Annotated in this window: 20 protein-coding genes and 1 tRNA gene; 11 read left to right on the forward strand and 10 right to left on the reverse strand. The window is 46.3% G+C overall.

Annotated features, from left to right (window positions below):
- Nucleotides 1-264 precede the first annotated feature (264 nt).
- From ACG2F4_RS14770 to ACG2F4_RS14785, 4 genes are all read right to left on the reverse strand, one after another.
- Nucleotides 265-1512, reverse strand: a complete 1248-nt coding sequence (locus ACG2F4_RS14770) for an MFS transporter (RefSeq protein ID WP_395261654.1) — start codon at nucleotides 1510-1512, stop codon at nucleotides 265-267.
- Between the two features lie 26 nt (nucleotides 1513-1538).
- Entirely contained in the window at nucleotides 1539-2324 is a 786-nt protein-coding gene (locus tag ACG2F4_RS14775) for a nucleoside phosphorylase (RefSeq protein ID WP_395261655.1), read from the reverse strand.
- On the reverse strand, nucleotides 2317-2946 hold the full coding sequence (locus tag ACG2F4_RS14780) for a class I SAM-dependent methyltransferase (protein ID WP_395261656.1): 630 nt from the start codon (nucleotides 2944-2946) through the stop codon (nucleotides 2317-2319). Before ACG2F4_RS14780 ends, ACG2F4_RS14775 begins: the two co-directional genes overlap by 8 nt.
- A 125-nt stretch (nucleotides 2947-3071) precedes the next feature.
- The gene (locus tag ACG2F4_RS14785; protein ID WP_395261657.1) at nucleotides 3072-3743 is read right to left on the reverse strand and encodes an ArsR/SmtB family transcription factor; all 672 of its coding nucleotides are present in this window, start codon (nucleotides 3741-3743) and stop codon (nucleotides 3072-3074) included.
- Nucleotides 3744-3884: 141 nt separating this feature from the next.
- Here ACG2F4_RS14785 and ACG2F4_RS14790 point away from each other — a divergent pair, with 141 nt between their 5' ends.
- Together ACG2F4_RS14790 and ACG2F4_RS14795 are read left to right on the forward strand one after the other, a co-directional pair.
- A complete protein-coding gene (locus tag ACG2F4_RS14790) occupies nucleotides 3885-4223 on the forward strand; it encodes a hypothetical protein (RefSeq protein WP_395261658.1) in 339 nt (112 codons plus the stop codon).
- 496 nt (nucleotides 4224-4719) lie between these two features.
- Nucleotides 4720-5547 carry a sterol desaturase family protein gene (locus ACG2F4_RS14795; RefSeq protein ID WP_395261659.1) on the forward strand — a complete coding sequence of 276 codons (828 nt, stop codon included), beginning with the start codon at nucleotides 4720-4722 and terminating at the stop codon, nucleotides 5545-5547.
- Nucleotides 5548-5649: 102 nt separating this feature from the next.
- Here ACG2F4_RS14795 and ACG2F4_RS14800 read toward each other — a convergent pair whose 3' ends face one another.
- The gene (locus ACG2F4_RS14800; RefSeq protein ID WP_395261660.1) at nucleotides 5650-6552 is read right to left on the reverse strand and encodes a LysR family transcriptional regulator; all 903 of its coding nucleotides are present in this window, start codon (nucleotides 6550-6552) and stop codon (nucleotides 5650-5652) included.
- A 184-nt stretch (nucleotides 6553-6736) separates the two neighbouring features.
- Here ACG2F4_RS14800 and ACG2F4_RS14805 point away from each other — a divergent pair, with 184 nt between their 5' ends.
- The 3 genes from ACG2F4_RS14805 (at nucleotide 6737) to ACG2F4_RS14815 (ending at nucleotide 11128) form a co-directional block, all read left to right on the forward strand.
- A complete protein-coding gene (locus ACG2F4_RS14805; RefSeq protein ID WP_395261661.1) occupies nucleotides 6737-7039 on the forward strand; it encodes a hypothetical protein in 303 nt (100 codons plus the stop codon).
- 264 nt (nucleotides 7040-7303) lie between these two features.
- Entirely contained in the window at nucleotides 7304-8746 is a 1443-nt protein-coding gene (locus tag ACG2F4_RS14810) for a proton-conducting transporter membrane subunit (RefSeq protein ID WP_395261662.1), read from the forward strand.
- Nucleotides 8747-11128 (forward strand): DUF2309 domain-containing protein, encoded by a 2382-nt coding sequence (locus ACG2F4_RS14815; RefSeq protein WP_395261663.1) that lies wholly within the window; start codon nucleotides 8747-8749, stop codon nucleotides 11126-11128.
- Nucleotides 11129-11176: 48 nt separating this feature from the next.
- Here the strand turns inward: ACG2F4_RS14815 and ACG2F4_RS14820 are convergent, their stop codons facing one another.
- Together ACG2F4_RS14820 and ACG2F4_RS14825 are read right to left on the reverse strand one after the other, a co-directional pair.
- Nucleotides 11177-11356: a hypothetical protein gene (locus tag ACG2F4_RS14820; protein ID WP_395261664.1), complete on the reverse strand. Its 180-nt coding sequence runs from the start codon at nucleotides 11354-11356 to the stop codon at nucleotides 11177-11179.
- Nucleotides 11357-11548: 192 nt separating this feature from the next.
- Nucleotides 11549-12625, reverse strand: coding sequence for a calcium/sodium antiporter (locus tag ACG2F4_RS14825; protein WP_395261665.1), 1077 nt, complete (start codon nucleotides 12623-12625; stop codon nucleotides 11549-11551).
- 212 nt (nucleotides 12626-12837) lie between these two features.
- Here ACG2F4_RS14825 and ACG2F4_RS14830 point away from each other — a divergent pair, with 212 nt between their 5' ends.
- Nucleotides 12838-13890 (forward strand): CNNM domain-containing protein, encoded by a 1053-nt coding sequence (locus ACG2F4_RS14830; RefSeq protein ID WP_395261666.1) that lies wholly within the window; start codon nucleotides 12838-12840, stop codon nucleotides 13888-13890.
- A gap of 245 nt (nucleotides 13891-14135) precedes the next feature.
- Here the strand turns inward: ACG2F4_RS14830 and ACG2F4_RS14835 are convergent, their stop codons facing one another.
- A complete protein-coding gene (locus ACG2F4_RS14835; protein WP_395261667.1) occupies nucleotides 14136-14615 on the reverse strand; it encodes a hypothetical protein in 480 nt (159 codons plus the stop codon).
- A gap of 1984 nt (nucleotides 14616-16599) precedes the next feature.
- Here ACG2F4_RS14835 and ACG2F4_RS14840 point away from each other — a divergent pair.
- From ACG2F4_RS14840 to ACG2F4_RS14850, 3 genes are all read left to right on the forward strand, one after another.
- Nucleotides 16600-20397 carry a PAS domain S-box protein gene (locus ACG2F4_RS14840; protein WP_395261668.1) on the forward strand — a complete coding sequence of 1266 codons (3798 nt, stop codon included), beginning with the start codon at nucleotides 16600-16602 and terminating at the stop codon, nucleotides 20395-20397.
- A 637-nt stretch (nucleotides 20398-21034) separates the two neighbouring features.
- Nucleotides 21035-21301 carry a hypothetical protein gene (locus ACG2F4_RS14845; RefSeq protein WP_395261669.1) on the forward strand — a complete coding sequence of 89 codons (267 nt, stop codon included), beginning with the start codon at nucleotides 21035-21037 and terminating at the stop codon, nucleotides 21299-21301.
- A 9-nt stretch (nucleotides 21302-21310) separates the two neighbouring features.
- Entirely contained in the window at nucleotides 21311-21682 is a 372-nt protein-coding gene (locus ACG2F4_RS14850; RefSeq protein ID WP_395261670.1) for a hypothetical protein, read from the forward strand.
- A gap of 164 nt (nucleotides 21683-21846) precedes the next feature.
- On the opposite strand, the gene ACG2F4_RS14855 is transcribed toward ACG2F4_RS14850, so the two are convergent.
- Both ACG2F4_RS14855 and ACG2F4_RS14860 read right to left on the reverse strand, forming a co-directional pair.
- Nucleotides 21847-21920: transfer RNA gene (locus tag ACG2F4_RS14855), tRNA-Arg, on the reverse strand.
- Nucleotides 21921-22240: 320 nt separating this feature from the next.
- Nucleotides 22241-22381: a hypothetical protein gene (locus tag ACG2F4_RS14860; protein WP_395261671.1), complete on the reverse strand. Its 141-nt coding sequence runs from the start codon at nucleotides 22379-22381 to the stop codon at nucleotides 22241-22243.
- Nucleotides 22382-22667: 286 nt separating this feature from the next.
- Here ACG2F4_RS14860 and ACG2F4_RS14865 point away from each other — a divergent pair, with 286 nt between their 5' ends.
- On the forward strand, nucleotides 22668-23906 hold the full coding sequence (locus ACG2F4_RS14865) for a TolC family protein (RefSeq protein WP_395261672.1): 1239 nt from the start codon (nucleotides 22668-22670) through the stop codon (nucleotides 23904-23906).
- Between the two features lie 4 nt (nucleotides 23907-23910).
- The gene (locus tag ACG2F4_RS14870) at nucleotides 23911-24207 is read left to right on the forward strand and encodes a hypothetical protein (RefSeq protein WP_395261673.1); all 297 of its coding nucleotides are present in this window, start codon (nucleotides 23911-23913) and stop codon (nucleotides 24205-24207) included.
- Nucleotides 24208-24238 lie beyond the last annotated feature (31 nt).

The following is a 24238-nucleotide window of genomic DNA, read 5'->3' on the forward strand; positions in this document are numbered from 1 at the left end:
TGAGAATTAACATCCCTAAGATATTGAATATCAAGCGTTTGCATGGCCTTTCTTAGTTTAAAATTGTTAAAATCCTAACCCCTAAACGCGTTATGATAAATAACATACTGACTTAAAATCAAGTAGGTACAAAATCGGTTTACTTTTAAGAGTAAAAAATGCATTAGGGCGTTTGACGTCTTTTAAGATTTACGGAAGTTAATCCCCCATTAAAAATATTGACCATAGCGTTGGTCAAATATTAAGACCTAACTTTGTTCAAAACTACAATTTCGATTCTTGTGTGTAACGTTTCTCTCTCATTCGCAACTGGATGACCCAGGCCGAGGCAAATGTGAGCGCTCCGATAGCAAACACCGCCGTATAAATCCCGAACCAGTCGGCAAGAACACCTGTAAGCAGGGCACCGATGGCATAACCCAAATCCCGCCACAGCCGAAATATGCCAATGCTTTGCGCCCGCTGCCCCGGGTGGGTGTTATCGGCCACGGCGGCCAGGAAGGTCGGATACACGATGGCGGTACCGAGCCCAAGCGTAAAGGAGAGCAGGATAAACTGAAGGTAGCTGACGGCCCACCCCATCAGCACGAGGGTCACCCCTTGCAGCAGCATACCCCAGAACAGCATCTTCTTTTTTGACAGGTGATCGGCCATTTTACCCGTAGCAAGTTGTCCGACACCCCATACGGCCGGGTAAATGCCGGTAATCACGCCAATAAGCCCCAGCGAAAAATCCAGATCAGCCAGTAGAATCGGCAGCAGGCCCCATACCAGCCCGTCATTCAAGTTGTTGACAAGCCCGGCCTGGGTGACCGACCCCAGGTTGGGGTGCTTCCACGAGGTTTCGGCAAACAGGCGTTTGAGCCTGGGAACAGTCGAGGTTTCGGATTCGGCCCGGACGTGGTGGATGGTGTCTTTGATCAGCAGCCAGCTCCCCAGCAGTCCCAGCCCGGCCAGACCGATACCGATATAAAACGGGTAGGGACGCAGGCCGTATTCGGAGGCAACCCAGCCAGTGGCGAAGGCTACGAGGGCTACCGAGGCGTAACCGGCCGACTCGTTCAAACCCATTGCCAGGCCGCGATTACGCTCGCCTACCAGGTCGATTTTCATGACCACGGTACTCGACCAGGCCAGCCCCTGGTTAATGCCCAGCAGGACGTTGGCGGCAATAATCCAGCTCCAGCTCCCCGCATACATCAGCATAAAGGGGACCGGCAGGGCAAACAGCCAGCCGGTAATCAGCAGCTTTCGGCGGCCGATACGGTCGGCTAGTGCACCGGCATAAAAGTTGGAAAGGGCTTTGACCACACCGAAAACAACAATAAAAGAGAGTATGGCTGTCTTGGCCGCCATACCAAAATCCACTTCGGCAATTTCGGGCAGGATGGTCCGCTCCAGGCCGACCATGCCGCCAACAAACCCGTTGATGATGACGAGCAGCGTGAACTGTTTCCAGTTTTCTTTCAGGCCGAGGCTCACCTTGCTGCTATGTTTACTGCCTGTCTTCATATGTGTCGTTTGCTTTGGGAAACGTATTACCTGTTAATATTCTCGATGACTTTTTCTACCAGGTTTAATGAGGCGATACTCCCGTTTTCGAGACCCTTTTCAAAGTCTCCGGTCTCCCGGGCCATAGTGTTGGTCAGATGGGCAAAGCAAACTACCTGTTGCTGCCGATATTCAGCAAAGGCATAAAGCGCAGCCGCCTCCATTTCTACGGCGTTTACCTGTTGTCGCTCAGCGTATTCAATGGCAGATGCGGTTTCCCGGTAGGGCGCATCCGTTGTCCAGCTTTTCCCAATCCCCACCGACAATTCAGGGTGGGACCGGAGCGGCTTCATATTTTCCAGCAACTCACGGTTTAGCAGCGCCGGTTTCCCAGGCGGCAGGTAATGGCAGCTTGTGCCCTCATCCCGCAGGGCCTCCTCAATCAGGATAAACTGCTTGCCGTCCGGTGGCGGTGTGATCGTCCCGGCCGAGGTGATGCTAACCAGTAGCTCGCACCCGCTGGCGAACATCTGCTCGGCCACCAGCACTGCAAACGAAGCACCGACCGCCTGCCCGATAATGCCAACCGTCCGGCCACCCAGCTCGAATTCATGCATCGTCGTGTGATACCCCGCCCAGCAGCGGTTGACCGAAGCTCTGCCGCTTCTGTTAAGATACGTTACGATATCCCCGTCGGGGTCCAGCAGGCAGATATCCGGGATCTCGCATTCCGGCAACGATTTCTGTCGCCGGGCCTCCCGCAACAGGTTTTCCGGTTTGAAGACCGATTCTTCCTCGTAATCCTGTTTGTCGAAAAGTAGGTTCTTACTCATTGTGTTTGCTTGCTTTGATTACGACAAAACTTCCTTCTCCATATCCCGGTTTGGGTTGCTCCACCTGTTCGGGTTCCGGGCTAAAAAGCGTCTGCCGGAACTCGATGTCGGAAAAGCCCGCCTTCCTGAGGTGGGCTGCTGTCTGGTCGGGGGTGTGAAAGGTGGCCCGGCTGTAGATAATCCCGGATTCCTTTGTATTTCGATAATGCCGGGCAATGGCCCCGTTTTTGTCCAGCATGCCGATCACCAGACGCCCGCCGGGCTTCAGGACGCGATGGGCCTCCCGGCAGGCGGCCTCCAGATTATCCAGGAAACAATCGATGGTGACCATCGTGGCAAAGTCGAACGACTCATCGGCAAAGGGGAGCTCCTCGGCTCGGGCTATCTGCACCTGGATGCCTTTCTTTCGGGCCAGATCCGCCATGTTGGGAGCCGGCTCGATTCCAGTAGTGATCCCCAGCTCGTCGGCAAACCGCCCGGTGCCGGTGCCGATATCCAGCCCCTTGCCCTCCCGGGGGATGAAGGTTTTCAGGGCTTCCAGCTCCGACCGGTAGAGCACGGAGTGCTCCTCAAACCAGGCGTCATATTCTTCAGCAATGTCGTTAAAGGGATTCTTAGTCATGTTCCTATTATTTAGCGTTTCATCTTGTCCTGGGCGCTAATGGGTTGTGCTGATAATGCAATCAATGCGAAAACGAGCGCTATGGTTAGTGATCTCATAATCGTAAAGAGTTGTAATTCACCTTTCTACTCATGGTTCGAATATTCAATCGGAAGCTCTTCAAGCATCCATTCGGGATATCCTTCATCGAGTCGTTTGGCCTGAAATCCCTTCTCCCGGAGCAGCTCGACCGCATCGTCGGCAAACACGCAGAACGGTCCCCGGCAATAGGCCACGATTTCCTGGTCATCCGGCAGCTCATCCAACTTTTCCGAGAGCTCCTCAACCGGGATATTCACCGCCCCGGCAATGTGTCCCTCCTCAAATTCATGCTTCGGGCGCACGTCGATAACCGTAATGTCCCCGCCCCTCATCTTTTCGGCCAACTCCTCGCTCGACAGCGTTTCCAGGGATTGGCGTGACTCCCGGAACTGGCGCAGCACCCGCTCAACTTCGGCTACCCGTTCGATGCCCAGGTCCCGGAGCGCCTTCCACGCCTTATATACGCTTTCCCCGGCCAGCCCGTAGTACACGTGATTGCCCTCGCGCTGTGTGCTGACCAGCTGCGCCTGTTTGAGCACCTGCAGGTGCTGGGAGGCATTCGCCCCGGAGATGGCGGTTTCTTCGGCAATCTCTGCTACCGAAAACCGCCCCTGGGCCAGCAGTTCCAGGATTTCCAGCCGGTGGGAGTTCGACATCGCCTTTACAATGTTGGCCAGTTGCTGATAGACTTTGTTTTTGAAGATCCGTTTTTCCATGTCGCTCTGTTGGTTTTCCTGAATGATGCATCGTCAATATAGTAAGCAATAAACAACTATTCAATAAATCAATTGATTAGTTGTTTAAAATATGTTATCATGCAAATGAGTTGAAATTTTGATCACTAACACGCTATCGATATGAGCAGCCGGCCACCTATCGCTTGTGACTTTTCAGCAATTGATGATAATGAGATTGAAGAACACCGCGAGAACGGCCGGGCGGTCTTCGAGGCGATCAGCGAGATTCGGGAGACCCCGAACGGATATTCGTTTAAGCTTCCAGCCGATACCGATATTATTTCACGGGCTGGTGCTTTCATAGCCCGGGAACGACTGTGCTGCCCGTTCTTCGAATTTACGTTAACAATTCCACCGGATCATAATCCGGTGTGGCTGAAACTCACCGGACGGCAGGGCGTGAAGCCCTATATAAAGGAAACGCTACTGCCCAAGCTGGATGCCTCAGTTGCAGGTTAATCTGAACAGGGCTTCTTTTAACAAGATAATTCTATGCTTGACAATGCTTTAGCGGATAAATTGGGTGAACGAAATACAAGGTTTTATGGGTTTTTGCCAATTATGTGCATATGGTGCGGCGGGCAGGAACCATCGCTACCCTGAAAGACGGTAACAACCGGTAATCCTTGCATCTGGTGTTCATTTTTTGAATGAGCAAAAAATGAACCGGCAACACTCACCATAAAATCCCAGATGTTGTTCTTGAGGGAGCTTCATTCAGGCTTCTGCTTATCAACGTTGGCAGACGTTGCTGGCACCAGTAGCAGGGATTTTCTGGACTTGGGGCTGCCGGTGAGACTGGGTTTTATCCCTCCGGCCTATGGATTTATGAGCCGCCCGGGCAAACGCAGCGAAGGCGCGGGTTAGTTATTGGTTATTTGGTTAAACCAATAACTAATTCCTAACAACTGATAACGAATAACGAATTACTGGTAACCAATAACCAACCAACGCTATGCAATCATTACTCGCAGCGCTGCAACAATCACAAGTGATCGCCATGCTGGCAGGACTGCTCCTGCTGTTTTTGTGGGAGAGCCTGCACCCGTTTTACGAGCATTTTCGTGGATCTTTTAAAGACCGGGGCAAACACGCGGTGCGCAACCTGGTTATGGGGGCACTCAATTCGGCTCTGATAGCCGTCGTTTTTGTGGGACTCTGGTTTGCCGCCTCGGTCTGGGCCGACGACTACCGGTTCGGGATGATGCACTGGCTGCAGGATGGGCTCGGCCTGCCGGGATGGGTTCATGCCGCGGGTGCGGTGCTCCTCTTTGACGCATGGAGTTACGCCTGGCACCGCATGAACCACGAGATACCGTTCTTCTGGCGCTTCCACCGGGTCCACCACTCCGATCCCAACATGGACGTGACCACCGCCAACCGCTTTCACATCGGGGAGATCTTCTTCTCCTCGCTGTTTCGCATTCCCCTGATCGCCCTGTTCGGCATCTACCTGTGGGAGCTGGTACTGTACGAGACGCTGATGTTTGCCGTGGTGCAGTTCCACCACTCCAATATTAATATTCCGGCGAAGGTGGATCGCGCCCTGCGGGCCGTCATCGTTTCTCCCAACATGCACCGCGTACACCACTCCCGCTGGCAGCCGGAGACCGATTCCAACTACAGCTCCCTGTTTTCGTTCTGGGACCGGCTGGCCCGCACCTTCCGGCTGAATCCCAATCCAAAAAACATTCGACTAGGGCTGGATGAGTTTGACCGGGAGGAGGACCAGACCGTGGGAGGCATGTTGAAGACGCCTGGGGATAAAAAGAAAAGGGAGTAGCTGCGCAAGACCTGTCACGTTTTGGGAACCTGCCAGGTCAGCCTAAACGGGAAAAGAGAGTTTACCTGAATTCCCTTGCAGAAGTTATTCAGTTGTATCGATTCATGGAGTATATTGCTGAATGTCCTTTTCCTGCAGGAAAGAGAGAAAGTTTTGGGTTACAGGGGTCAGCTTTTTCTTCTTGTTGTATAACACATGCCACCGTGTCAAAATTGGGAAATCGTCGATACTTAATATGCTAATCTGGTTCAGGGAGAGTTCATTCCCCATACTGAGCCTGGATATCACGGAGATTCCTATCCCTGCCATTATCGCTTGCTTCACCGCCTCGTTGGTACCCAGCTCCATCGCGGGCTTCACATTGATGCCTTTGTCTCTAAGATACTGTTCCATTACCATGCGTGTACCCGAACCGAGTTCCCGGTAGATGAATGTCTGCTTGGCCAGCTCCTCGAGGGCGATGTGTTCCCGATAGGCAAGAGGATGATCGGGGGGAGCGGCCATCACGAGTGGATTGTCAAAGAAGGGTTTCGCCTCAATAGATTCATCTTCAGGAAGCTGGGTGAGGACAGCCAGATCAAACTCATTTTGAGAAAGGTGATGAAGTACCTCATTACGGTTGGTCACCTTCAGCTTGATCTCCACCAGCGGATAACGGCGTTGAAATTCCCCCAGTAAATAGGGAACAAAATACTTGGCTGTGGAAGCTGCGGATATGGAAAGTGTGCCCTTCAGCCCACCCTGAAACTGCGATACAGCCGAATCAAATGATTCCAGTTCCTGGGTAATACTCTTGTAAACTTCGTAAAGCCGTTCTCCCGCATTGGTCAGATAAAGCCTGCGTCCCACTATTTCAATAAGCGGTATGCCCACAGATTCCTGCAGTTGTTTAATCTGTATAGATACGGCTGGTTGCGACATGTGTAACTGCCGGGCTGCTTCCGTCATACTTTTATGACGAGCAACCATCCCAAATATTTGCAGCTGATGCAGAGTGAAATTCATTGCATAAATTATAGTTAATGCTAATTATCAATATTATTAATTTTAATTAATATAAAAAAGAATTTATTGTTGGGTGGTTTGAAAAGCATCATTCCCTTTTAGTGAAGAGATTCGGAATGTAGTTGCCGGATAAAGGGAAGAAAGCAAAATAGTAATCCCAAAAAATCACCCAAACATATCAGACATGAAAACGGAAGTTAATAACCTGACAGGCTATGAACTTGTAAACGGAATGTTCACTGCCGAGGAAGCCCGAGAGGTATTGATGAGTTTAATCAGCAGCAAACTCAGATTTCACAGCAAAAAAAACCTGCATTCATACGAGAGGTCCGGCGTGGAAGATCCCAAATCAGAAGAACGCATTAACGAGCTGCAGCAGCTTCGCAAACAGATACTGGCCGAGCTTGAAAAAGCAAACGAAGAGGGATTGATGGCAGAGCTGCAGGCAAATGTACAACTCAAGTTCCGGGAACCGGTGAGTAAATGAAGTTTCATTCTTCCAGATCCGGTATTTAAACGGAAAATTTTTTGCATTCAGAGCTTGTCATTGACCTGGATATTAGCAGGAAAAATGTGGCAGGATCCTGTTTTCCCGTACCGCGGATGTTCGAAAGACAGAAAGCAAAGAGTACATAAATAAATATTTATATAAACCATATAATATATTAATTATGCTTAATCATAAGTCTTTAATAGCTTCTGCGGTGGAAAAATTCAAAGGCACTTACTTTTTATTAATCATCAATCTCATATGAAATCCACCGCACCCGAAAGCTTAACAGAAAAAAATAGATCTTTTTCCGACGCCTTTATTAAAGTAATATGGACCCTGTTCCTGGTCTTCCTGGTTATTACCGCTATTACACTGTTTCGCCCTGTTGAGTGGCGTATTGAGGGCATCATTGTTTTTGATCAGCTAAGCCTGCTTATGAGCACGGTTTTGACCCTGTTTTGCGGTATCGTACTAAGCTATTCGAGCCGCTATCTTGCGGGCCACGCCAAGCTTTCCCGGTTCTTCATAAACTGCGTGCTGTTTACGATGGCCGGTTTCCTTATGGTGACTGCGGATCATATTCTGCTGTTTACGGCAGGTTGGCTGGGCATGGGGTTGTGCATGGCCGAACTAATTGGCGGATACACTCATGTTCTGGAAGGAGCAGCTTCCCGTAAAAACGCCCGCAAGTACTTTTTACTGAGTACATCCCTGCTGGCCGGGGGATTCGGTTTGCTTGCAGTACAGGCTAACACGTGGAGTATATCTGCCATAATCAATGCAATCGGAGACGAATCGACCAGTCATTTGACGGTATATATCGCTGTACTGCTGTTAATTGTGGCAGCGTTTATACAGTCGGCCTTGTTCCCCTTTCAGCGATGGTTAATGTCGTCGATGACGGCGCCCACCCCGGCTTCGGCCCTTATGCACGCCGGGTTTGTAAACGCCGGGGCCATTTTGCTTACGCGTACCGCTCCCCTGCTGTTCATCACAGATCTGCTCTGGGTGCTGGTACTGGCCGGGGGTATCGGTGCTTTGGTGGGTAAATTCAGCAAGTTTGTACAGGCCAATATCAAGCAGAAACTGGCCTGTTCCACCACTGCACAGATGGGATTCATGTTGCTGCAGTGTGGTCTCGGTTTTTTTTCGGCGGCCATTACCCATCTCATTTTGCACGGATTTTACAAAGCATACCTTTTTCTCTCGTCGGGGAGCAGCGTAAGCCAGGAAACACCCTATGCCACAGAAGAACAGCATTGGAGTGGCTGGCAGCTCCCGGTAACCATTGTGAGCGGGCTCGCAGGCGGCGTGCTATTTGCCTATACAACAGGTAAGGGATTACAGCTGAACAGCGGCTTATTTCTGACGCTCGTCATCGTACTCACGGTGATCCACGGTACGCAGGACCTGCTGAAGCAAACCGGCCTGTCTGCAGGTGCCAAACTCTTGATGCTCCCCATTGTCATAGTACCAGCTCTTTTGGGATACGCCTTAATCTTTAATGGTATTTCAAGCTTGTTGAGCGGAATGCCGATGGCGGAAATCCCGCTGCCCATCGCCTCGGATCAGGTAATCATTGGAATCCTTTACCTCGCTACATTTATCACCATCGAATTAAAGTTGTACAGAAAATCCAGACGACTGTACGTGCACCTGCTAAATATCTCCCAACCCAAATCCAACACCATACTTCAGTAGATGAACGAACAATCCATTACATCCCTCATACAGGAACTCTCGGAGCAACTTGTGCAAAACTGGCCCCTGTATTCCTTTGTGACCTCTAATCCCTTAAGCGGCCTTGAAGACCTGCATTTTGAGGAAGCGATATCCAATATTCGGGACCATATTTCGATTAATGGATATCCCTCCGCTTCGGTTTTTAAGCAGGCCTGGAAACGAAATCAGATTAAGCCCGAATTAATTGAAGAACATCTTCTGCAAAAGGACATCACCCTTACCGCGGGAGAATCGCTGGAAAGAATGAAGGTGCTTGAAGCCCAACATTCAAACGAGCGGATACTCGATGAGATAGACCGTCACTTGATAAAATGGCTTGCGGTGTTTATGGATCAAGGGTCAACGGAATGGAGTATGCCCGATCGTCAACAGGGATTTTACAGGGCGTGGCGTAATATCGCATATCTCGACGTTTCTCTGCCAAACAGGGGACAGATCAGCATGCTGCCTGAAACCCCTGTGGCAACACTCCAGCACCTTCTCAAAGAATACAATACCGATGCCTGGAAGTGCATATTCAAACATCACCTGCTGGCGTTACCGGGGTGGACCGGTTATATAGCGTACCGTTCCGGCAACGAAAATGACTGGCAGAATGTGAGCCCGGTTTCCCTGATCGACTACCTTGCCGTTCGCCTGTCCATTTGCTTTCTGTTTCAGAAGGATATGATGCCGGATGATGAAGTACGCGATGACCAACTGCTAAAAGAAGAGGATAACCTCAAGGCGGCCTGGCTCAAAGCGATGGAACACACCTACCAGGAGCAGCTGTTTGAAAAGGTCAGCTCACAGCATCTCAATGGGCAGTCCCAGCACAACCAATCGCCTGATGCCCAGCTTGTATTTTGCATCGATACCCGCTCCGAACGCATCCGACGTGCGGTGGAACAGGCGGGGCCTTACCAAACCTTCGGGTATGCCGGCTTTTTTGGGATCCCGATGGATTACAAACACCCCGAAAAAAATATCACGAATAAATCTTGTCCGCCGATTTTGGAATCGGCATTTGTGGCTACTGAAACGACGACCACGGAGTCAAAAGAGAAACTTGAAAGATTCAACTTTTATAATAATCTCAAAAAGACACTACAAAGATTTCGATTTACCCTTAAAAATAATGTACCGGCCTCATTTGGATATGTCGAATCTGCAGGATTGTTCTACGGCACGGCCCTGCTGTTTAAGACACTTGCACCGGACCTGGTACATCGATTTTTTGAACGCATTTCGGCGCATACCGGTCACCCGGAATGGTTCAGCGATGTCTCCTTGTCGTACAAATCACCGGAGAACTCCGTTGCCGAGCCGAACCTTTCAACCGCAGAAAAGGCGGAAATTGCCCAGTCTGCATTTAGTGCCATGGGGTGGCAAGAATTTGCTCCGCTGGTAGTCTGGGCAGGCCACGGCAGCGATACTGCAAACAACCCATTTGGCTCCAGCCTGGACTGCGGGGCTTGTGCCGGCAACAAGGGGCGCCACAATGCACGTGTGATGGCCCAAATCTGCAATGACCCCGGCGTACGCAAACTACTGGCAGAAGAGCATGGCATACACATACCCGATGGAACGTGGTTCCTGGCGGCAGAACACAACACCACAACGAATGCTATTGAACTGTTTGATCAGCAAGTGCCTGAGCATGTTCGGGCACAAATTACCGATTTGAAAAAAAACCTGTCCACGGCTCAAGATTACGCAAATATGGAACAGTTTAATATGATTTCGGCAGATCCCCAGGATGTCAAAAGAGAAGCGGGTCGCCGAGCGGCAGACTGGGCGGAAACCAGGCCGGAATGGGGACTGGCCGGCAATGCCTCATTTATCATTGGTCCACGCGAGATGACCTCCAACCTCAATCTTGAAGCCCGCAGCTTCCTACACTCTTATAACTGGAGAAAGGATACGGATGGCGAGCAGCTGGCTGGCATTTTACAAGGCCCCATGGTCGTGACCCAGTGGATCAACAACCACTACTATTTTTCCACGGTGGATAATGACCATTTTGGTGGTGGCAGTAAAGTGACCCAAAATGTGACAGGAAAATATGGCGTGGTACAGGGAAATGGCGGAGATCTCAGGCCTGGATTACCGCAAGAGTCGTTGCAGGTGGATGACTTCCAGCTGCAACATTTTCCGCTCCGCCTAACAGTGCTTGTCCATGCACCCAAAGAATGGGTAGAATCCATTCTTCGTGAGCATCGCAACTCGCTGGGTAACCTGGTAGAGCATGAGTGGATATACCTCACTGTCATCGACCCGAAAGCAGGTAATACCATTTCTTATATCGGGCAAGAAAAGCAGGAGGTGGCCGCGAAAGATGAAGTCACTGTGCCCGGATAATCTGTTCCTGGCAATCTGAATCCTTAGGATAGTGATAGTGAAGAAGCCCTAAAAGAAAAGACCCACTCCGGCCGCAGGCGCGGGAGCCGTTGAGATGCGACCTGTCGCCTCTGTACTGGATCTTGTTTTGGCTTCCTTGTCCCATTCAAGTCCGGGAAGCGGGTGCATTTTTGTCGCCCGCATCTTGCCAGACCCGAAAATATTCCTGCTGGGATTTGGTGCTTTCACCGGTTTATGCGACGTCCTTGGGATTCATAATTCTTTGTTCTTCATTCTCAATTTCCGGCCGGTGATTTTTCATTTTGTTTATACAATAAAGAACACTCCTTGCCTGGAACAAGCGTTCATGATTTCTTCATAGAAGCACTGATTTTTTGTTACCCTCCTCGAACCAGGTTATATATAAAATAATCGGCATTACTACCCTGTGTTATCTTTTCCGCTAACCTCCCGTATAGCTATCACGAGCAGGGTGACCGAAGATATCGGGATTACAAAACAGAGCATGGCAGTACTAAACGTCGGCAAGATCTCGTGTTGGGTCGCAGCCAGCACCAGGTACAAGGTATAGGCCACGTAGTACCCTGCTAATAAAGCTCCCTCCCACCTGTTGATTACTCCACCTGTGAAAAAGACGGGAAGACAGGCAAAAGCAACGGCAATCATGACCGGGATATCAAAACGGAAGATCCCTTCGGACACTTCGATACCGGCAGGTGCAAATATACCTGCAAGGCCCAGCACGCCGACAATGTTGAATATGTTGCTTCCCACAACATTGCCAACGGCTATATCTCGTTCGCCTCGAACAGCTGCAATCAAAGAGGTTACCACTTCGGGCAGTGAGGTACCAGCGGCAACTATGGTCAGGCCGATGACCACTTCGCTGACTCCCAAGTACTGGGCAAACGATATGGCGCCATTGACAAGCCAGCGCGAGCCGATTACCAAAAGGATGAGACCCCCTCCCACATAGAACACATCACGAACCCAGTTTACGTTGGCATTATCTCCGTCAGTACTTCTTTTATCAGTAGCTAAATTCGTCTTGTAGGCTTTTCGGCCCTGGTAAATTAAAAAAGCGATGTACAGGCAAAGTCCTGCCAGCAGCAGTCCGCCGTCTACTTGACCAATATTTCGATCCAAAGCAGCCAGCAGAATCACGACCGACAGGGCAATCATCAGGGGAACATCCAGCCGAATCAATTGCTGCGAAACACGCAAGGGCACGATCATTGCCGAAAGGCCCAGGATAAAGAGCACGTTGAAGATATTACTTCCAACCACATTCCCGAGCGCAATGTCGCCTTGTCCCGACAGCGCGGATTTTATACTGACGGCAAGTTCTGGAGAGCTGGTACCGAATGCCACTACCGTTAAGCCAATTATCAGGGGGGAAATACCCACGACGGCAGCCATTCGGGAGGCCCCGCGCACTAACATTTCTGCACCGATGATTAGGAAAGCCAAACCGGCAAGAAAAAGAATGACAATCATTTAAGATCTATTGTTAATATCTCCAGGTGATCATCCCAAATACTTTTTTGGTCGGCCCGGGAAAAGTTTTGATGACAGTGGTACAAAATACACTCATGGAATGGAAGATGGCAAGACAACTATTTAATCCACGAAAACCAGTTACGATAATATCCATTGACCATAATTGTTAACACCACAAACGGCAATCAGGAAATTACATAACATATTGTATGGAATTATTTTTGCGGTTATCAGGCGGTGTTATCCTTCTGCTATTAAATGCATTTTATGTTGCTGCTGAATTTGCGCTAACCCGTCTGAGGCAATACGACCGTAGCGAGCTGGGTGACAACAGCGGCCTGAAGCGTGCCTGGGAAATGACCAGGACGCTGGAAATATACCTTACTTCTTGTCAAATCGGGATTACCACAACCAGTATTTTGCTGGGTGTTATTGCCGAGCCTGCGGTAACGGAATTAATTGAGCTGCTGATGCCGGCCATAACGATCGGTCCCGTTTCATCACATACAATCTCCATCATACTGTCCGTCTCTATCATAAATCTCGTTCACACCATCTGGGGTGAACAGGCTCCGACCTACCTGGGGGTGGAGCGTGCGAAAACAGTAGCCCGATATTCTGCATATCCTCTCTACTGGTGGACATACGCCATTTACCCGCTGCTGATATTCGGCGACCGCGTTACCAAGGCCACTCTCAAGCTATTTGGCATTGAAATGGAACGAACCTGGATTAAGGAGGAATCCTCTCCTGGTTCGGGTGATATCCGCTCTGAAATGATCAATCTTCTTAAAACAGGGGGTGTTTCCAGCGACCGCAGAGAGGAGGTAATAAACGCCTTAAATATTGATAATTTGACAGTAAAAGACATTATGATTCCGCGGGATGAAATTATAAGCCTGAGTACAGAAAATTCATTTCAGGAAAACCTGGATATTATGCGCGGTCATATGCACGCTCGCTATCCCCTTGTTGGCGAAACTGTTGATGACTTTAAAGGTATTTTATACACCCCGCAGATAGCGGCCAACAGTAAGGAGTTAATCGCAAACGATAAGGAACTCGACGATTTTGACTGGCCAAAGATGATTGTTTCACAGGATATGGCGGTCAGTGAATTGATAGACCATTTCCAGCAAGAGCATCATGAGCTGGCACTGGTAAAAGCAGATAATCAAATTACAGGTCTTGTAACCCTGACCGATGCTATGGAAACGATTATCGGCAGTGCCGAAGATCCACTGGACTTAATGGAGAACTGACGCTTTCAGCAGCTGTTGGAAGCGATAATACTAGAATGGGGTGTTCATTTTTTGGTCGTACAAAATGAACAAGGAAAGAATAATGAAGAAGTCCCAACAGGAAATAAACTGATTCTCATAATAGAGGTATTTCCCTTGGCTTGATCCAAAAGAAACACTTCTTGCTTTGGAGAAAGCTTTTCTGCCTTTTTGAGAAGCCCCAGATGATCAATCTCAGGTAGGTTTTCGGACAGCCTCAAAGCCTTCTATGAACTTACTTGATTCTCATGAACTGTTTCAGCGATGGCAATTCCCGCAAATAGAATGATAAGATCTTTAATTAAATATTGCCCCTCTGGGCTTGGGACAAAAGGGATCTGTACAAAGCATACGTCAGGGTGTATGAAAAAGGCTAAAATTGTCCCTGGTATTCTGATAAATTGCAAAATAATGGAATACTTAACCCATGGCTTAAAAATCAAAGTAATACCAATAGCGACTTCCCACCAGCCTAACATAGGAAGAACGGTTTCTGGTGGAAAAAAATAAATTGTATGGGCCAGAAGCGAAGTTGCTGTCTTTGCTCCAAAAGGTTTGAGAAGTCCAAACCATATAAAGATTAATCCCAAAGAAAGGCGATGTGCATCATGCCCATATTTAAAAGTACTGACTATTTTTTTGCTGATGTTATTAATTCGGTTCATCTGGTATTTTTTTAAAATTTGGGTAAGACTTTGTTTATTCAATAATAATCGCCTGGTTAACAGAGTGCCAGATACGTTTCCAGATTTCGAAAATAAGCAAGCTTTAAACCACTTGATCCGGGAAACCCGTCAGTTGCAGAAAATCCTCAGATGCCTTTTCTCTCAAGTGAATATGCATCCAAAAACAAAAAAATATCACATATCAGTGTGAATCATCGGGTTGAAGAGAAATCCGACCGGAAGGATTCGACCCTCATCTTCAGACCAAAGCCATAAACAGCAGGCAAATATAAAACGAGTGCCCGATTTTAGTATTAACGCAGCCCAAATGCAGAACTGCCTGAAGACATTGAAAACGACTCATACAGCTATTTATCTCCTGATCGTTATCCTGCATCCACTTATATTTTTCAAACTGAATATTCTTTACTCTAACCGGTGCAACCTTGACGATCTCCATAGATCTGCTTAAGACTACTGAATTGATGGAAATCCGGTTATAGAAAGCCATGACAAGCTGCACATCCTTTCGGATAAAAAGGATATGGCTGAAATCAGGCAGCTTCTTAAATAAAAGGAGTATCAAGCGCCATAAGTATGATAGAAATTAGAGTACGCATTCTTTCTCCGAGTTCCTATATTTATAAAGTATGCATGCCTTTATAAAAATATTTCTGCTGGTTTTTGCCATTCATTCTCCCCTTAATGCAATGGGAGAACTCCCTTCGAGATACCTGGATAATCGATCCGAAATACAACCCGGGGAAACGGATCATACCCCGTTTGAGTATCCTTCTGCTCAACCTGATTTCTATGCGATTCATCCACAGGCAGAAGGTTCGGTTCAAATAACAAACAGAGTTCCTCAATCACAATCTTCTACCGAGCGAGAATATAATCTGTTTAGAGGCTCTGCTCCCGAACCGGTAACAGAACAATGGGTAACATGCTGTATCAGGGATGGAAGCTTAATTGAAACAGGGCTCACGCCAGGCAAGCTTCTATATCCCTTCCATTTCTTTTTGTAATTCCACTGGCTGAACATTCAACCATTATTAGGCCAGAATTATACCCATATGCTCATTTTGGGTATGGTATATCAATTACAAAAAATATCACCATGGATATCGATTTAACTTCAGTTATTATCAGTATTATTGCCTTGTTGATTTTTGCAATTCCCATTGCTATTGATCAATGGAAGAAGAAATCAAAGGGTGAAAAATAAGTGGCACCTCTAATAAGTAGTAGCCTCAAAAACAGGGGCTACTACTTTTTCTTTCGTTACATTAAAGGCAACTTTGCAACTTGTTTATCGATCTGATCCGTTATTTTCAGGTAAAATAGTTACAGCTGCGGTATAATAAGTACCTGTTGAGAGGAAATAAGTAGGTATTTGGTGTACATTTTGATACCCATGTGTTTGAACAGTGTTGAGAAAAGAGGTGCTTTCACTCTATAGGTATGGTTTTGAGGCATTAATGGCTGAATAAATGCAGTACCTTCTGTAGCACCAGCTTGTAATTTATCGGAAGATAGGCAGGAGGGGAAATAGAATGTGCCCGCCAAAAATGACGGGCACCATTATTTAAAAGCACGCCCGGGAGTATGTGAACGCTTAACCTTTTGGCCAGGACAAACTGATATATGACCTTATGATTCATAGAGGTTTATTTTAAGAGGTCATGTTACCTCATCTGTACCAACACATAGGAAAGCTGTGAAAGTGTTTCATTAAAAATAGTTGTCTTCTGACCTGTAATTTTACATCTGATCTATCTGTGCGTGAAAGATTAATAAATTACCAATATTCCCTTATCCTCTTATTATTGTGTTGTAGCTCGGAACAATCCACCACCTTTGCCTATATATATGCTAACGAGCTATCCTTTTATTTCAGGCACAATCACCTATATCATTTATTAATTTTTTTTAATATTCTAAACTAGTTAGGGATCTGCGAAAAATTAAGGTGTTCCTCATTTAAAAACATGAAGGGCTGGGGAAAATTATTGAGGTGTCAGATATGGTAACACCACTTTTTACAGAGAATTCCAGCCCTATGTGGATTGTAGCAAACGATTCAATGAGCATTTTAGATGTCAATAGTGCTGCGATTGAAATCTATGGATATGGGAAAGAGGAATTCTTAACAAAAACGATTGGTGACCTCCAACCTAAGGCCAATTTGGTTTCTGAATTTGAGGAACAGGCCTTGCCCTCCAAGCAATTTGAACGCATTGGAACCATTAATCATGTGGACAAGTGGGGGAATACCTATCCGGTAGAACTATTCAGCTGTCCAATGGAGTATGGAGGGGAAAAGGCCCAGCTAATAAAAGCAGTTCCATTAGAGACTGGTCTTGAAAACATTCGCCTGATTGACAAGACGGAACAGGAGCTAAATTATCACTTGGCCAACAGCCCGTTGGCTTATATCATTTGGGATAAAAGGTTTCAGCTCCAAGAATTCTCTCCAAAAATTACCCAGTGGCTTGGATTTACGGAAGATGATCTTCGAGGTGAAACGTCTATAGAGCTGGCTTTTGAACATGTCGTAGATTGTGATTTTAGCAAGGTAAAACAAAAGATTGATGCACTGCTTTCAGGGGCCGAAAAAAGCAATGAAATGCAAGTTGGCGTCACGAGCAAGGACAATGAGACAAAATACCTGCATTTCTATAACTCGGCCCTATCAAATGATGACGGGGAGTTGGTGTCGGTGCTATCTCTTGTTGAAAATGAAACGGCTTACATCGAAAATGAAAAAATCAAGCTGCGCCAACGAGAGCTCATCCAACATACTTCTGATTTTGTAGGATTGGTAGATACAGAGGGTAATATTCAATATATGAACCCGTCAGGACGAAAGCTTCTCGGTCTGGTAAAAGACCAAGATATCATTGGCACCAACCTTGAAAAATTCCATCCTGAAATCACTAATCAGTATCTCCAAGAGGAAGTCTTCCCAAAAGCTGCGGAAGAAGGCGTATGGAGAGGGGAGCTTACCTTTCAAACCGTCGACGGGAAAGATATTCCAACCTCAACGGTAATGACGGCCCATACAGATGCTTCGGGAAATGTCGAGTATTTTTCTACCATTTGCCGTGATATCAGTGAAGAAAAACAAACGATTGCGACGCTTGAAAAAGAGCAGCAAAAGTTGGCGTTGGCAATGCATGCAGGTGATGTGGGTTTCTGGCACTACTATCCTCAGAAAAAGCAGCTGGATATCAGCCACCAGTGGCTACAAAAAAAATTGGGATATAGTAAATCAACATTACAAGATCCGGAAATTTGGTTTGACATTATTCACGAAGATGACCTTTCAAGAATTCTCGAGAAATTTAACTTAATAACAACCGGGGAGGCTGAAATATTTGAAGAAGACCTCAGACTAAAAAAGCAGGACGGAACATATTTATGGATTCGTAGTCGGGCAAAAGTTATTAAACGAAATCGTAATGATAAGGTTGAGGAAATTAGTGGTCTTCACATAGACATTAACAACCAGAAACAAACAGAACTTAACCTGCGAAGAGAACGAGACCTCCAGAACCTTTTAAGTGATATCAGATATAATATAGACCACTTTGAAAAAATTGAAGAGGCCTTAGAAGAAAGTCTTAAAAACATCTGTGACTTTATAAGGTGGCCATTTGCTCATATTTACGTCTTTGATGACGAGAAAGAACAGCTGGAAAGCGCCAGCGTTTGGTATTCCGATACATCTGGTATTAACCCTTTTATAGAAGCATCCCTCAAAACGACCTTTAAACCTGGTGAAGGTCTTGTAGGAAAGGTGCATGCTGAAGACAGCCCTTATTGGGTCAAACAAATTCAAAAATTTCCTGCCTATAAAAGAAAAGATTCTGTAACAGGAATATATAAATCCTGCATGAGCATCCCTGTCAAAGGAGAGCCATCGGCTGTTATCGAGTTTTATCACAAGGATTCAATAGAAAGGGAACAGCAGACTTTGAACCAGTTATCTATTGTTGCCAAACAGCTTGGGCATCTTTTGGAGCGCAGGAAGTCTCAACAGGAAATAGCCGAACGAGAACGTAAGTTTCGATACCTGGCCGAAAATGCTACTGACAAAGTGGCCATTTTTGATGAAGAGGCTAACTGCATTTATGCCTCTCCTTCTACGGAGTTGCTTTTAGGTTATACGCCGGAAGAATATATGAAAAAAGATATCATTGGCTTGGTCCACCCTGATGATCGGCCAGATATCATAAAAAACCTTTCGGAGTTAATGGAAGGTAATGGTAAGAAACGTATTACCTACCGGCTGCAGCACAAGGACGGACATTACATTTGGATGGAAAACAGCATGAAACCCATTTATGATGAAGAAGGGAACCTGTTGGAAATACGGTCGGCTGCCCGAGATGTTTCTGATCGTATTGCGTATGAACAACAACTGGAAAAAGAAAAAGAATTTACCGAAAAAGCCTTAAACAGCCTGCCTGGATTGTTTTATGTACTGGACGAAGCCGGCAACTACGTGCGCTTAAATAAAGGATTTGAAGAAGAGCTGGGCTATTCCAAAGAAGAGGTAAAACAAATGAGCCCGCTGGATTTTCATTATGAGGAAGATCACCACCGGATTTCGGAAGCCATAAAACAAGCATTTACGGAAGGCACAGTAAATGTTGTAGCGAAGGTTAAGAAAAAAGAGAGAGGCGACGCATGGTATTACTTAACGGGAGCCCATTTTCAGCAAGACGGCGAAAACTATATACTCGGTGCGGGGATCAATATCTCTCAACGCATACAAGCAGAGCAACAACTTGAACATCAAAGCGCTTTGCTCTCAAACCTATTCCAAAATGCCCCGGTGGGTATTGCGATGATAGATGGTGAGAATAACGTTCTTGATGTTAATAGAAGCTTTGAAGATATATTTGGGTATTCTGCAGAACAGGCAAAAGGAAAGAATATTGATGATCTAATTACACCAGAAGAGTACCAAATAGAGCAAAAGGAACTTTTTCGTGAACAACGAAAAGGTGGCCAAGACTCCTTCCAATATGAATCTGTCCGACTTAACAGTGAAGGTGGGGAAGTCCCAGTTTTAATTGGCTTGGTCCCTATAGTGGTTAGCGATACCTCTACAATTAGTTACCTCATTTATGTAGACATTACCGAAAGGAAGTCGTACCTGGATAAGGTACGGCAATCGCTTAACGAAAAGCGGATCCTGTTGCAAGAGATTCACCACCGCGTCAAAAACAACTTGGCAGTCGTATCCAGCTATTTGCAGTTACAGAAGTTTAAATCCGATGACGAGCAGTTACAGAAAATACTGTCGGATAGTGAGATGCGAATTCAAACAATGGCCCTTATTCATGAGCAGTTGTATCAAACCGAATCTCTATCAGAAATAAATGTAGAAAACTATATTAGAGAACTTGTAGATTCAATTAAAGATATTCACGACCCAGAAGGCCGGATTGAGTTCATTATAAGTTGTGATGAAATCACCTTAAACATAAATCAGGCGGTTCCTTGCGCCATGATCGTGAATGAGCTCATTAATAATTCCTTTGAACACGCGTTTAAGGAGACCGAACAAGGAGAAATTGAGATTAGTTTAACTGAGAATAATGATAAAATTGAAATGTCCATTAAAGACAATGGTTGTGGGCTTCCAACCGGATTTAATCCCGATAACACCTCTACGTTAGGCTACACCATTATCAATACATTGGTGCAACAACTCGAAGCAGAAATAGATATTGAGAACAACCTGGGTGCAAGTATCTCTATTGCTTTTGATAAAGCAGATGTTAGGGGTTCTAGTAGTGCATTAGTTTGATAGAACTAAAGAGAATTTTATAAAATGAAATTCCGGTATTCAAAATTTAAAAAAAGGCAGTAAACCTGCCTTTTTGATTGAATGGTTATACTGATCTCAAAAGTTTGGTTGTTACTTTCCGAATAAGGCCACTAAATCGAACTAATCCCCCCACCAAACTGATCAATTACAAGCCGTAGCTCATGCAGGAAAAGATCTAACAGTCGCTCCTTTTCCTGCGGTGATAATTTTCTTCCTTCCTCGCTGTTGGGATTGGAGTACGCGGGTACAAACAAGGGTGGTTTTTATTGCATTTCATCAAATGCTTAAAATCAATTTTAGATTAAAGTTCCATATAGTACTACTAGTATCCCCGATTCGAGTAAAATGATATATAGCTTTAGGAAAATAAATGAATTGCGGGATAGTCTTTTTTATTTAAAAATAGATGGATAAAATCCTCTATAATTTAATATGGTTGTAAGAGATCAACGCCATAAAAGTTCTAATCTACCACAGGCTAATAGTTTCCCTGAGAGTCAGGAAGCCTACAAGAGCAATAAAACTTGTATTTAAAGAGTTATATAATGCATATTGTGGGAAATCCCACTATGGTATATATTTATCCCTGATATCTAATGGCAAAAGGTAATTTGTTATGAATACAACCGAAAAGAAAAAGGAGTACGATGCCAAGCTCGACTCCAAAAAACGATTAACTATTCGAGGAGCCCGTACAGAATATTATCATGTCACTGAATTTGAAGATGGCTCTGTTAAGCTAAGTCCCCGAGAGTTGATCCATCCTGATGAGATTTCCAAGCGTACGTTGGAGATGATGGATAAGGCGATGAAGAACCTCAAGGAAGGTAAAGTTTCAGAGCCAGTGGATTTGGAAGAACTCGAAAAGCTACTTGAGGAGTAATCCCATTACATGTTTGAAATATTGATGGGCGTTCCGGAAATGAAAGAATTTTGGGACAATTTAAAGGCCCGAAAAAAGAAGAATGAGTTAAGAGGAGATGAAAAAGAGTTATTTAAAAAGTTTGGTAAAGCCATACAGTTTTTAGCGGCCGATCCCCGGCACCGGGGACTGCAGACCCATGAAATAGAGGATTTGACCCGCCGATATGGCAAAAAAGTGTTTCAGTCATATCTCGGACAAGGAAAGCATGCGTACCGTATGTTCTGGGTATATGGTCCCAATCGAAAGCAAATAACGATTATTGGGCTGGAACCACATCCAGAGGATGCTAAAAGTGGGGCTTATGATCGTATTAAGCTTTCGGATGTGCCAAATCGTTAGTACCGGCTATAATAGATTTACAAGACAGACAATACGTATAGCTGGCATTCCATGTACCATCATTTGTTACATCAGGATGGAGAAAAAATGATCTTCTCTGTGTTTTTCCCGTTAGGATAAAATAAAATGTGCCCGCCAAAAATGACGGGCACTTTGTTTAAAAGTACGCCCGAGAGGACTCGAACCCCTAACCTTTTGGTCCGAAGCCAAACGCTCTATCAAACTGAGTTATGGGCGCTTACAGTATGTGTCAGGTCAGCTGTAAAATTCCTGCAAGTATGTCTGACTGGCCTGTTCCGAAGACACGCTAATATATGACTTATGATGTATATAGGTTGGTTTTGGGATGTCATGTTACATCATATGTAACAACTGCAACAAAAGCTTGGGGAAAAGACTTCATGAATGTGAAAAATTGATACTCTATGATTTTAAAGGTGAAATTTACAGTTTTGATATTGCCTGCCTTTTTACCTACTCTTTAATGTGCTTATAAGTAATAAACATATCGTTACTATTACGGGCCTGCTGCTAGTGGCAGCGACCTGTTTCTGCGTTCTATTCGGGCAGGGAACTCATCTCCATGTTCTCAGTATTCATATTGGCGATCATCTCGACGTTCACGCCCAAGTGCATGCCCATGAAAGTGAAAATCCTGACGATCAGCCATTTAAAAAGGGGACTGATCAAGATGATCACAAGCACCAGGTTAGTACTTCCTCTGATATCATTGGCACGTTGACGAGTCCTACCCAGGTTAATCCTGATATAGCAAACAATCTCGTAGCTTTGTTAGAGGTTGAATTTGTGGCTACCCGGTTAGAGCTTGATGACACTCCGACACTTTTTGATCTGCCACCGCCAAGGCCGGTACCGAACCATTATCACCTCTCCTCTTTTTCCCGTCGCGGCCCTCCTATAGCTTAATTTTCCCTTTTCGGGACTTCCTTTCCTAATCGTATCACATAATTACAATTCAACCATCATGACAAGGTATATCCGGTGGACGCTATTGCTGGTATTATTTCCGGCGTTGGTCCATGCACAACCAACCTCTATTACGCTTGATGAAGCCGTCGAGCTTTTCAAACAGAACAGCCTTCAGCAGGAACTGGCCAGATATGACCAGTTGCGCAAGCAGGGAGAAGCGATCCGGGACAAGGCGTATTCCAATCCCGAGGTCAGCATTAACCGGGAGCAGCTCAATGCTGGTACAGTCGATTACGAGGAAACGACCTACATGCTTTCCCAGCCTATTGAACTGCTTGGGCAGCCCTTTCTGCGCAGTCGTAGTGCTTCCAAATCACAAAAGGCGGCCGAACTGCAATTTGAATACGACCGGCTACAGCTAATCCGGCAGGTAAAATCGCTGTACGTCGAATACTGGCAGCTGTCGGAGAAACTGGGAATCTATAATCGGGCGCTGGACATTATACGCAAAGCCCGTTCGGCAGCTAAGGCGCGACAGGCTGAGGGCACATTTTCCGGCTTACAGGTGCAACGGTTTAACGTGGAGCTCAGCCGGTACCGGAAACAACGCGACCAGGTTCATCTGAACCGTAAGCAAACGGGCAATCGGTTGGCTACCTATTTGTTTTCTGGACAAGAGTTGGATACCCAATTCCAGCTATCAGATAGCCTGACGGTCGATCCTATCAATATGCAAGAGCAGGCACTAATCCAATATGCCCTTGCCAATCGGGCCGACCTGGCAGCTTTGGAACAGATGGTCGATGCTTCCGAGCTGCAGTACAGGGTTGAAAAACGGGATCGCCTGCCCGACCTGAACGTTAACTTCGGGTATAAAAATCAGTCGGATGGTGCCGAGGGCTTTGTCATCGGCGGATCCATCAAGCTCCCCATCTTGAACCAAAACCGGGGCAATGTAACGATTACCCAAGCTCAAACTCGTTCGCGCAAGACCGAACTGAGCTTGAAGCAGCAGGCGGTTCGCAACCAGGTTTCAACGGCTTACGAGCGAGTCGAGCTCGTGTTGGAGCAGTGGACCTCGATGCAAGAGGATGCGCTGGATGTATCAATGCTGGAAGCCGCACGGGCGGCCTATCAACAGGGCCGGTATTCGCTGGTTGAACTCCTCGATGCCACCCAAGCCTACGTCGATGGCCAGACGATGATCTACGAAACCATAGCCGATTATAACAAAGCACTTTTTAATCTGAACGTACAATCCGCAGGACGAATTTCTAACTCTCAAAACAACTAATACCATGAAACGCTTACTTCTTATTCTATCAATCGCAGCAGGATTAACGATAACAGGATGTGGCTCGGATGATTCCGGGCACACCCACGGTGAAGATGGTGACCACACCCATGAAGCTCCTGCTCAACAATCAACTACAAATGACAGTGACGCTGTCCATATTGGAGGTGGTGACCATTCAGCAGACCATGATTCCACTCATACCCATAATGAAGAGGACGATCACAGTCATGGAGAGGATGGGGATCATACCCATGAAGAGGATACCCATTCCCATGGAGATGAAGAACACGGTCATTAATTCCTACCCATCCAATAAACTTGTCACGAAC

The sequence above is a fragment of the Halalkalibaculum sp. DA3122 genome, from assembly GCF_043951865.1.
In the GTDB taxonomy this organism is placed as follows: domain Bacteria; phylum Bacteroidota; class Rhodothermia; order Balneolales; family Balneolaceae; genus JAMQKA01.